Source organism: Paucibacter sp. TC2R-5, from assembly GCF_025717605.1.
In the GTDB taxonomy this organism is placed as follows: Bacteria; Pseudomonadota; Gammaproteobacteria; order Burkholderiales; family Burkholderiaceae_C; genus Paucibacter_A; species Paucibacter_A albus.
This window is the reverse complement of sequence record NZ_JAJIRQ010000021.1, coordinates 2,031-12,106: the sequence shown is the minus strand read 5'-3', so window position 1 is coordinate 12,106 and position 10,076 is coordinate 2,031. Positions and strand designations below refer to the sequence as shown.

Genomic DNA, 10,076 nt, shown 5'->3' with positions numbered 1-10,076 from the left:
AGGAAAAAAATATGACATCCCTCCTGAAAAAACTGTTGACTACCTCGCAACGCCCCGCTTAAGAGCCTACCCAACCCATATTCACAGCTTCATTCTAAACAATTATTACTTAAGGCAAATGTCTAAGTATTTCCATAAGTTAAATAAATTCCAAATTGCTTTAGAACAACCAGACAAAATTGACAGTACGCCAAGATAAATATTAAATTTTTTCTAAAATACATTCAAAAATTCGCAAATGGCGCCACTGGGTATAATTCCCACCACTGATTGCAATGACTGCCTACGAAACCCTCCAACACCGCCTTATAACCGATCCGCACATTTGGCTCATCACCGGAGTCGCCGGTTTTATCGGCAGCAACCTGCTGGAAAAACTCCTCAAGCTCAATCAGCGCGTCGTCGGACTGGACAACTTCGCAACTGGCTACAAGCGCAACCTAGACGAAGTTAAAGGCCTAGTCAGCAAGGCCCAATGGGAGAGTTTCAGGTTCATTGAGGGCGACATTTGCGACTTAGCTGATTGCCAGAGCGCTTGCGCTGGAGTGGACTACGTACTACACCAAGCCGCTCTAGGCAGTGTACCCCGCAGTCTGCACGACCCTTTAACGACCAACTGCACTAACATCAATGGTTTTTTGAACATGCTGGTAGCCGCGCGAGATGCTCAGGTCAAAAGCTTCACTTATGCGGCCAGTAGCAGCACTTATGGCGACCATCCGGCTCTGCCCAAGCTGGAAGACCACATCGGAAAGCCGCTAAGCCCCTATGCTGTCACCAAGTATGTCAACGAGTTATACGCAGATGTATTTGCCCGCTGCTATCAATTTGCCACCATTGGTTTGCGTTACTTCAATGTTTTTGGCCCACGTCAAGACCCAAACGGCGCCTATGCTGCCGTAATTCCAGCATGGACGTCCTCATTACTTCATGGCGAGCCTGTATTTATCAATGGCGATGGAGAAACCAGTCGTGACTTCTGCTTTGTAAACAACGCCGTGCAAGCGAACTTGTTGGCTGCGACCACCTTGGAGCAAAACGCAAGGAATCAGATTTACAACGTAGCGGTAGGTGACCGCACCACCCTGAACGCCTTGTTTATCCTGCTGCGGGCTAACCTGGTGGACCATGGTGTGGTGGCAGCCGTCGAGCCTATTTACCGCAGTTTTCGCGCGGGAGACGTACGCCATAGCCAAGCCGACGTGGGCAAGGCTCGTCGCCTGCTTGGCTATGTGCCAATGCACAATTTAGCCGAAGGTGTCGCTCAGGCGATGCCATGGTATGTCGCTCATATTGAATCTCTACTACGTTCAAAGGAGAACGAAAATTAATATCCCGTTTATCGACTTAAAACGATTCGAGCCTGGCTTTCACGATGCGCTCATGAGCAAGTTGCACTCGATGACGCTTGGCGCTCAATTTATCGGTGGTCAGGAGGTTGCTGAGCTAGAACAGCGCCTTCTGTCTAAGCTTGAGGTGGCACACGCCGTAACTTGCGCCAATGGGACCGACGCCTTGCAACTAGCCTTGAGAGCCGTTGGAGTTGGTGCAGGTGATGTTGTACTAGTTCCTAACGCCACATTCTGGGCCACCTTTGAAGCCGTGGTCAATGTTGGTGCCAAACCAGTTACGGTTGATTCCGATCTCAGCGACGGTGGGGTTTGCGTCGATGCCTTCGAGCAAGCTATTCGCGAAGGTCGCCCAAAGGCAGCATTGATCGCACACCTCTACGGTTGGGGAAGCGCTCGTATTCTCGAACTGCGCGCCTTGTGTCGCCAGCACGGTGTGGTTCTCATCGAGGACGGCGCCCAAGCTTTTGGCGTGCGCTACCAAGGACATTCGATTTACAAGTCGGCCCAAATCTCCACGACTTCGTTCTATCCGGCAAAGGTTCTAGGCGGCGCTGGTGACGGCGGCGCGGTATTCACCGACGATGCGACGATTGCAGACAAGGTGCGACGTCTGGGTAACCACGGCAGAACCGCACACTATGGCTACGGCGACGTAGGCTGGAACTCGCGACTGGATTCTCTACAAGCGGCCTTTTTGAACCTCTCTTTAGATCATATCGAGGCACGTATCGCTTCGCGCCGAGAAGCAGTGGCTTTTTATCGGCAGCATCTACCGGACACTGGCATCCAGTTGATGAATGCGCCTGACGGCTACGAGGAGAATGGTTACTGTAATGTCTGCCTAATGCCCGACTTGGCCAGCAAAGCCGCGCTTGAAGCCAGTCTAAAAGCTGCAGGCATCGGCTTCGGCAACATCTACCCCAGTGTGATGTCCAAACAGCCGGGCGCCGCAGCCTACCTAGAGGGCCATTTCGGCGGTCAGGTTGGCGAACAGTTGTGCGCCTCAGTGCTCAACCTGCCCTTGTATCCCTATATGACCGAGACAGAATTACACCGAATTGTTAATGTGGTCCGCGAAGGCCAGGAGGCTATTCATGGACGCTAATATTTACATCCACCCGAGCGCCAATGTTTCAGAAAGAGCCAAAATAGGCGCAGGAACTAAAGTCTGGGTCAACGTTCAAATCCGCGAGAACGCAGATATAGGTGAAAGCTGCATCCTATCTAAAGATGTGTACATTGATCACGCAGTAAAAATTGGGCACCGCTGCAAGGTTCAAAACAGCGTCTCAGTCTATAACGGCGTGGAGATCGGCAATGATGTATTCGTTGGGCCCAACGTCAGCTTCACGAATGACAAGGTGCCGCGCGCTTTTAACAGCGACTGGAAGATCACGCCCACGCGTGTCGCAAACGGAGTCAGCATCGGAGCCAATGCAACCATTGTGTGTGGCATCACCATAGGCGAGTACGCCATGATTGCAGCCGGAAGCGTTGTGACGAAGGACGTACCTCCTTACTCCTTGGTCATGGGCAATCCCGCCCGTGTACTCGCCCGCATTGACAAGGCTGGTAACCGCCTTTCTGGAGAGATTTGACCCCATGAAAGATCCAATACTCAAGATAGGACTGATCGGACTCGGCAATATGGGGCGCAATCACTTGCGCGTCCTTTCCATGCTCAAAGGTGTCGAACTGGTCTTTGTGGCTGACGCCAATGCTGAGGTTGCGGCACGCGCGGGCGAAGCGCATGGCGTGCCCGGTGTGGTTGACCCAACGCCGTTGCTCGCAAACGTAAATGCCGTTGTGATCTGTACGCCGACTGTGACCCACGCCGACTACATTCGCTTAGTCTCCTCACATGTCAAGAACATATTTGTCGAGAAACCACTGGCTGCAACGCTGGAAGATGCGCGGGAAATCGCAGTCTTCGCTAAAGCGCAAAACCTGAACATCCAAGTCGGTTTCATTGAACGATTCAATCCGGCCGTGCAGTCGCTCAAGAAAGTGCTCGATCGAACAGAAAAGGTCATCAGTCTCGATTTCACACGGACTAACAAGGTCAGCGCACGCATCACTGACGTGGATGTGGTGACCGACCTGATGATCCACGACATCGATCTTGCGCTCTACCTCAATGGGCCCGCCAAGTCGGTCGCCGCGCACGGTTTTGGCCACGGCAGCATGATCGACTTTGCCTCAGCGCTCCTGACTCACGAGAACGGTCAGTTTTCCCGAATCCAAGCAAGTCGGGTGACTGACAAAAAAATTCGCCAAATTGAAGGCACTTGCGTCGACATGTTTGTCGACTGCGACTTGCTGCGCAAGGAGATCCTTGTCAGTCGGCAGGCCGAGGTACAAGTGGGAGGCGGCTTGCCTTACGCCATCACAGCAATCCAGGAGACTGTCGCGGTTGCACCCCAGGAAGCACTTTTGTCTGAATTGCAAGCATTTATGTCCATCTGTCGCCAGCCGGGAAGCGTCGAAGTTCCAGGTGTTGAAGCTGGCGTGGAAGCATTGCAGATCTGCTCCCAAATTCAAACGGCGGTTCAGTCATGACGATTCGAGATACCTTAGTCAACAAGACTATTTTGGTGACTGGCGGGGCGGGTTTCATCGGTAGTCACTTAGTGGATCGACTGATCAAGGAGGGCGCTGCACATGTGGTCGTCATCGACAACCTCTTCGTAGGTTCGGAAGACAACCTTGTTGAAGCCCTCGCGACAGGCAAGGCGACTCTGTACCGAGATGATGCTGAACTAAGCACCAGCTTGGAGTACATTTTTGCCAAACACGCCATCGATGTAGTGTTTAACTGTGCCACCAAGGCATTGAACTATTCCTTCCTCAATCCTGCCAACGCATTCGCTACCAATGTAAAAGTGGCGTTGAACTTGCTAGAACTGCAGCGCCGTGGCCTGTTCAAGTCCCTCTGTCATTTTTCGACATCTGAGGTTTACGGGTCTGCAGTCTACGAGCCGATGGACGAACTCCACCCACGCAACCCCACCACCACCTATGCTGCAGGTAAGGCAGCTGCGGATATGGCAGTAGAAAGTTATGTACGTATGTTTGATTTGGATGCATTCATAGTGCGTCCGTTCAATAACTATGGGCCTCGGCAGAACCATAAGGGCATGCTGGCAGGTGTGATTCCCATCACTGCCGCGCGCTTGCTTACAGGCGGTACCCCTGAACTGCATGGCGAGGGAACACAGAGCCGTGACTTCATCTACGTCCACGACACCGTGGACGCCGTGGTCAAGCTTTATGACTTGATGCCCGCCGGTGATTCCGTCAATATTTCAACAGACAACCAAGTCACAGTTAGCGAACTACTGTCAAAGATTTGCCAAGGCTTGGGTTACGACGGAGAAGTTCTTCGAAAGCCAGGTCGTAAGGCAGATGTGCTTTGCCACATTGCCAGCAATCAGAAGGTCAACTCCATGATCGAATACACACTGACGCCCTTCGAGCAAGGGTTGAGCGAAACACTCGCTTGGTATAAGGCCAATATCAAGGTGCCAGCATGAGTATGAGTGACATTCGTTTGATCAAGCCCTACCTCTCCTTCGATGAGGTCGAGGCAGAATTTCGCGAAGTCTTCGAAAGCGGCATGTTCACCCGCGGCCAACATGTTGAAGCCTTTCGACAAGAGTTGAAAGACTACACAGGCTCGAAACACGCGTTCCTGACAACTTCGGCTACCACAGCGCTTTGGACTTGCATGAAGTTGCTCGGCGTAAAGGCGGATGATGAAGTCATCGTTTCTGACTTCTCTTGGCCAGCAACTGCCAATGTCGTCGAAGATCTTGGCGCGCGCCCAGTGTTTGCGGATGTCTCACTCGACACCTTCAATATGCTCCCGGAAGACCTTGAGAGGAAGATTACTGCAAGAACGAAAGCAGTTATTTTTGTTGATGCTCTTGGCAACCCGACCGGCCTGACAAAAATCAAAGAAGTTTGCCAACGCCACAATTTGCCTCTGGTTGAAGATGCAGCTTGCGCCATTGGCAGCAGCGAGTACGGTCGCCGTTGCGGTTCTATTGCCGACATCACCTGTTTCAGCTTCCACCCTCGTAAGTTGATCAATACGGGAGAAGGTGGCGCAATTGTCACCGACCACGACGACTGGGCCAACTGGCTCGAGATAAAATTGGGTGCAGGCGTTAGTGGTATGAAAGGGCCGGGGGTAGACTTTGTTGATTTTGGTTATAACTTCAGATTACCTGAAATGGCTGCGCTCATGGGGCGCAAACAACTCGCCAAGCTTGAGGCCATTGTGGATGAACGAAACGAGATCCGTGCGCTCTATATCGACGCGCTAGCACCTCGCGGTTATGCAGTACAAGCATCGGATCGAGAAGTCAGACATAACATCCAGTCGCTGGTATTCCGTGTTCCTGCGGGGCAAGACCGAAACGCCATGATTCATGGACTTAAGGCGCAGGGAATAGAGAGCACACTTGGCACTTATGCTCTGGGTTCTAACACCTATTACAAGAATAAATACAACCAAAGTCCTGTGAATTCTGAGAGTCTTTTTCAGACAACTTTGACCCTGCCTTGCTATCGCGGTGTTGATGTTCAACGAGTCGTCGATGCCATGGCTAAAATTGAAACTGGCAGGTCATGATTGACTCGACAAAGGAGCAGGTACTGCGGCTGCTCAAAGACGTCTGGGAGTCGGACGAGTTCAAACTGCAAGATACAACCCGAGCAAGAGCCTTGCGGCTGGAACTCGTCACGCGACTCTTGAGCGGGGTCATGACAGATAACGAACGCGCCCAATTGCACGGCTTGCCCAATGGATGTCGAATGCGCGAAGGCGCCAAAATCCTTAGTAAAGAAAATTTGACTTGTGGCGAATATGTATGGGTTGGCGAGAATGCCATTCTGGATGCGTCAGGCGGACTGGAACTGGGAGCACACGTGACCATTGGCTCGGGTGTTTTTGTTTGGTCGCACACCAGCGTACTTTCTAGCCTACTCGGCCAGAATCAGTCAGGCAATCCATGGATACGTCGCTCGCTAACCCGTATTGGCAAACACAGCTTTGTAGGTGGTCCCTCTGTGATAAACCCTGGCGTAACCATCGGGGAACGCTGCGTGATCCTGCCTATGTCGGTCGTCACAACCGATGTCCCTGACGGCACCATGTTTGGCGGCTCACCGGCAAGTCTTAGACGCAATATTGACGAAGCGTGGCTGGCAAGAGAACGCCAAAAATTTAGTGAAAACTGAGTCTCACCTAATCTAATAAGTTTCCTTTGACAGTTCAACGCTCCACCAAATTCACTGCCGTACTCGAGCATACGCTAGTCTTTGCAGGTGACCTGCTTCCATACGGAATCATGTTCCTTTTGACCCTGATGGTGGGCTACGGTTTAGGGCTAGAGTCCGCAGCGTTCTTCAGCATGACTTATGTCTATGTGGCGGTTGTAACGGCAGTAGTTTGTGGCCCGAACCTACTGTCATTAAAACGTCGAATGCCAGTTGCCGTGTCGCCAGGGGCTGTAGTGGCGGCGTCACTCAGTCTACGTGCTGCAGTTATTTGCATAGGTGCGGCGCTGGTGATTGGTTTGCTGTATGCAACAAAGTCACCTCTCAGCATGATCTCACTCATGTTGATTCTCTTTGTGGGTCGGTTGTTCGAGACCGCTGTAGATGGACCTGCCACCAGTGTGCAGTACCTGCGAGGAGCAGGTGAATATTTTTTCTTGAGATTGTTAGTTTTTGTACTGATCTGCTGCATCACTGGACTAGGCAGCATCACCTCAAGTGCGCCTACTCTAATGAGGATAGCACTAAGCTACCTAGTAGGTAGTGCGGTTGGATTTTTCGTGACACTGACAATCTCTCGCCACCTGCTGTTTCCAATATCTGGAGTGAAAGAGGAAACTCGAGCACAAGCTTCTGAATTCGGCAAGTTCTTCTTGGCCACTGTGCTCTTCTTGGCAGCAAGTCGCCTCCATCCAATGATCATCCACTTCTTTTCAGGGCACAAAGCTGCCGGACAGTTTGCGATGGTGCAGAACCTGTTTTCTGTAGTCGCAGTGGCAGCAGGCGGTGTTGCCGGCCTGTTTTTTTGGTCACGCAATCGAGAAGTAACACAAAAGAGTTCGGCTGGAATACCTTGGCGCTGGTTGGCCGGCGCGATACCCGGCGGGCTGGCTCTTGGGGCTGCGAGCGGCGCAGCAATGGACGTTCTATATTTGAGACCACTCGGCTCAACAACTGAGGTCCGCACTGTAGCGTGGCTTCTCTGCGCTTCGACTCCATTTCTCATAATTCAAGCGATTTTGTCAAACCAACTTGTTTTACAGAAACGAGACCGCGAAATGTTGACACTCTCGGCGTTAAGTGCTGCTGCAGGTCTATTGTTGATTACGCTTTTGGTATACAAATTTGGACTTTTTGGCGCGGCTCTATCTGTTAGCGCCTCGGCCATTTTTTCTACACTGCTTGGTATTTTTATTATGCATCGTGCCCATGAGTAGTCACATCTGTCAAATCATCAATACCCTCGGCGCAGGCGGTGCAGAACAGTATGTAGTGCAGTTGTCAAATTACCTTGCCTCTAGCGGACATCAGGTCAGCATCATTGCGGGTGAACCGCAAGTGCTGCGCTACCGATTAGCTTCGGGTATACATGTTGAAACACTTCAGCTCCATCCCGGTGAGAGGCGATCTCCGATTAGCTACTTAATCAATCTATGGCGGTCATGTAGATATTTAGTTAGCTATTTTCGCAAAGAGAATGTGACCATCATTCATACGCATCTCGCTGCCTCTGCCCTGCCAGCTTGGATCGCGGCAAAGATATGCAAGATTCCAGTCATACACTCCAAGATGTATTCTGGCAACAGTGGCTCAAAATTTGAAAAAACTCTATTCTCTTCCCGGATACCACAGCTATTAGTTGCTCGATTTTTGGCATTTACCCGGTATTCAAAAAACGAAATAGAACAGCACTAGCATACCCCTGCCACACGCATCATCGAGACTTCAATCGGGGTGGACACTACCAAATTCAGGGTCGACCCAGAGGAATTACTTAATAGCCGGCAAAAATTTGGACTAACCGAAAATGATTTGGTTCTAATTGTAGTCGCCCGACTTGATCCAGAAAAGGATGTTGAGTTGGCGATTCGGACCGCCTTAAGTATGGACGATGCCGATATAGTATTACTGGTAGTCGGTGACGGCAAAGAAAGGTCTCGTCTAGAGAAATTAGTAAACGACCAACCAAGCCGCACTCGGATTATTTTTCTAGGGTTACTGAAAGATACTAGGTCCGCTTATGCTGTGTCGGACTTTTTATTGCAAACCTCTCGCGCTCCAAATCTTGGCACTGTGGTTTTAGAGGCAATGGCGTGCTGCACCCCTGTAGTTATAGCCTACCGAGACGAAGACGAGTACCGAATGGCCATAGATACCTTTGATGGCCTCGATCTTGGCCCTATTTCCGAGGCAAAACCAGAGGCCATAGCTGCCGCAATATTAGATCTATATGCTGATCAGTCTCGCTATCAAGCTTTGCGCCACAAGGTTCGGTCTTTCATCGAAAAACGGCACTCTCGCGCTTTGGTTTATCCTGGGCTTGCACAAGCCTATGCTTCTCTTGAGAACAACAATTGGAAACGCCAAGAGTAGGCGCTTATCACTCATGATCGTTATATCGATGAGGACCAAAGTGTGCTGACTTATTGGTTGATGTTTGGCGCTCTCGCTTGGATGGCGGCTATTCAGACGAAACCTCGATTCGCAGGTCGACATCAGAGAATGACATGGCCGCCGATCTGGCTTGCTGTGTTTTTTTTACTTACTGCGCTGATTGGATTGCGGCACGAAGTTGGTGGCGATTGGTTTACATACCAAGATCACGTCGACGCCATGCGGGGCACTCCCTTTATTGGCTTTTGGGAAGACAGTGGAGATCCTGCCTATGCGCTTCTAAACTGGCTGGGCGCCAATATTTGGGGTGATGTCTATTTTGTTAATATTGTATGTGCAACCTTGTTTACTTGGGGCCTTATAACATTCTGCCGGCATCAACCAAGACCGTGGCTTGCCATCGTTTTGGCATGCCCCTATCTGATCATCGTAGTCGCCATGGGATATACTCGGCAAGGTGTTGCCATTGGCTTCGCGATGCTGGGCTTAGTATCTTTATCCAATGGTTCTTCGCTGCGCTTCTTCGGCTGGATTTTAATCGCTGCGCTTTTCCATAAATCTGCTTTGGTCATAGTACCGCTGGCGTTATTCTCCGGCAGCAAGCGTCCACTTCTCACGGCAGTTGGCGCTTTGATTACTGGCGGCGTGCTATTTTTTTTGCTAATTCAAGAAGCCATCGATGGATTGGTAAACGGCTATATTGTGGCCGAATACCAATCAGCTGGAGCATTTATTCGAGTCGCCATGAATGGATTACCTGCGATTTTATTTCTGCTATTTCTGAAACGCTTCAATCTTTCGGAGTCTGATCGCAAGTTTTGGACATGGATGGCAGTTAGTGCGCTCGGTTTTTTCGTACTGCTAAATTTATCGGCCTCATCAACTGCCGTGGATAGAATTGCACTTTACTGGATTCCGCTCCAATTATTTGTCGGCAGCCGATTGCCGGACGTATTCGGAAGAGCCGGGAGCAGAAATTTAATTTGGACCCTTGCCGTAATATCTTACAGCACAGTGACATTATTTTTTTGGTTGTTTTTTGCAGAA

At 50.6% G+C, this 10,076-nt stretch carries 12 protein-coding genes; all 12 read left to right on the top strand.

Annotated elements, in window-relative coordinates:
* Positions 1-199, top strand: a 199-nt coding sequence (locus LNV08_RS22765) for a hypothetical protein (protein WP_263536037.1), incomplete at its 5' end; no start/stop codon positions are given.
* A gap of 76 nt (positions 200-275) precedes the next feature.
* A complete protein-coding gene (locus tag LNV08_RS22760; RefSeq protein WP_263536036.1) occupies positions 276-1,331 on the top strand; it encodes an NAD-dependent epimerase/dehydratase family protein in 1,056 nt (351 codons plus the stop codon).
* Positions 1,282-2,457, top strand: coding sequence for a DegT/DnrJ/EryC1/StrS family aminotransferase (locus LNV08_RS22755; protein WP_263536035.1), 1,176 nt, complete (start codon positions 1,282-1,284; stop codon positions 2,455-2,457). Before LNV08_RS22760 ends, LNV08_RS22755 begins: the two co-directional genes overlap by 50 nt.
* Entirely contained in the window at positions 2,447-2,950 is a 504-nt protein-coding gene (locus LNV08_RS22750) for an acyltransferase (RefSeq protein WP_263536034.1), read from the top strand. Before LNV08_RS22755 ends, LNV08_RS22750 begins: the two co-directional genes overlap by 11 nt.
* A 4-nt stretch (positions 2,951-2,954) precedes the next feature.
* Positions 2,955-3,911: a Gfo/Idh/MocA family protein gene (locus tag LNV08_RS22745; RefSeq protein WP_263536033.1), complete on the top strand. Its 957-nt coding sequence runs from the start codon at positions 2,955-2,957 to the stop codon at positions 3,909-3,911.
* On the top strand, positions 3,908-4,885 hold the full coding sequence (locus LNV08_RS22740; RefSeq protein WP_263536032.1) for an NAD-dependent epimerase/dehydratase family protein: 978 nt from the start codon (positions 3,908-3,910) through the stop codon (positions 4,883-4,885). The genes LNV08_RS22745 and LNV08_RS22740 overlap by 4 nt, the downstream gene beginning before the upstream one ends.
* The gene (locus LNV08_RS22735; protein WP_263536031.1) at positions 4,882-5,988 is read left to right on the top strand and encodes a DegT/DnrJ/EryC1/StrS family aminotransferase; all 1,107 of its coding nucleotides are present in this window, start codon (positions 4,882-4,884) and stop codon (positions 5,986-5,988) included. The genes LNV08_RS22740 and LNV08_RS22735 overlap by 4 nt, the downstream gene beginning before the upstream one ends.
* Positions 5,985-6,596, top strand: a complete 612-nt coding sequence (locus LNV08_RS22730) for an acyltransferase (RefSeq protein WP_263536030.1) — start codon at positions 5,985-5,987, stop codon at positions 6,594-6,596. The genes LNV08_RS22735 and LNV08_RS22730 overlap by 4 nt, the downstream gene beginning before the upstream one ends.
* A 26-nt stretch (positions 6,597-6,622) precedes the next feature.
* A complete protein-coding gene (locus LNV08_RS22725; protein WP_263536029.1) occupies positions 6,623-7,852 on the top strand; it encodes a polysaccharide biosynthesis C-terminal domain-containing protein in 1,230 nt (409 codons plus the stop codon).
* Complete coding sequence (locus tag LNV08_RS22720) at positions 7,845-8,330, top strand: glycosyltransferase (protein ID WP_263536028.1); 486 nt, start codon at positions 7,845-7,847, stop codon at positions 8,328-8,330. The genes LNV08_RS22725 and LNV08_RS22720 overlap by 8 nt, the downstream gene beginning before the upstream one ends.
* 39 nt (positions 8,331-8,369) lie before the next feature.
* Complete coding sequence (locus LNV08_RS22715; RefSeq protein WP_263536027.1) at positions 8,370-9,008, top strand: glycosyltransferase family 4 protein; 639 nt, start codon at positions 8,370-8,372, stop codon at positions 9,006-9,008.
* Positions 9,009-9,050: 42 nt separating this feature from the next.
* Positions 9,051-10,076, top strand: a 1,026-nt coding sequence (locus LNV08_RS22710; protein ID WP_263536026.1) for an EpsG family protein, incomplete at its 3' end; no start/stop codon positions are given.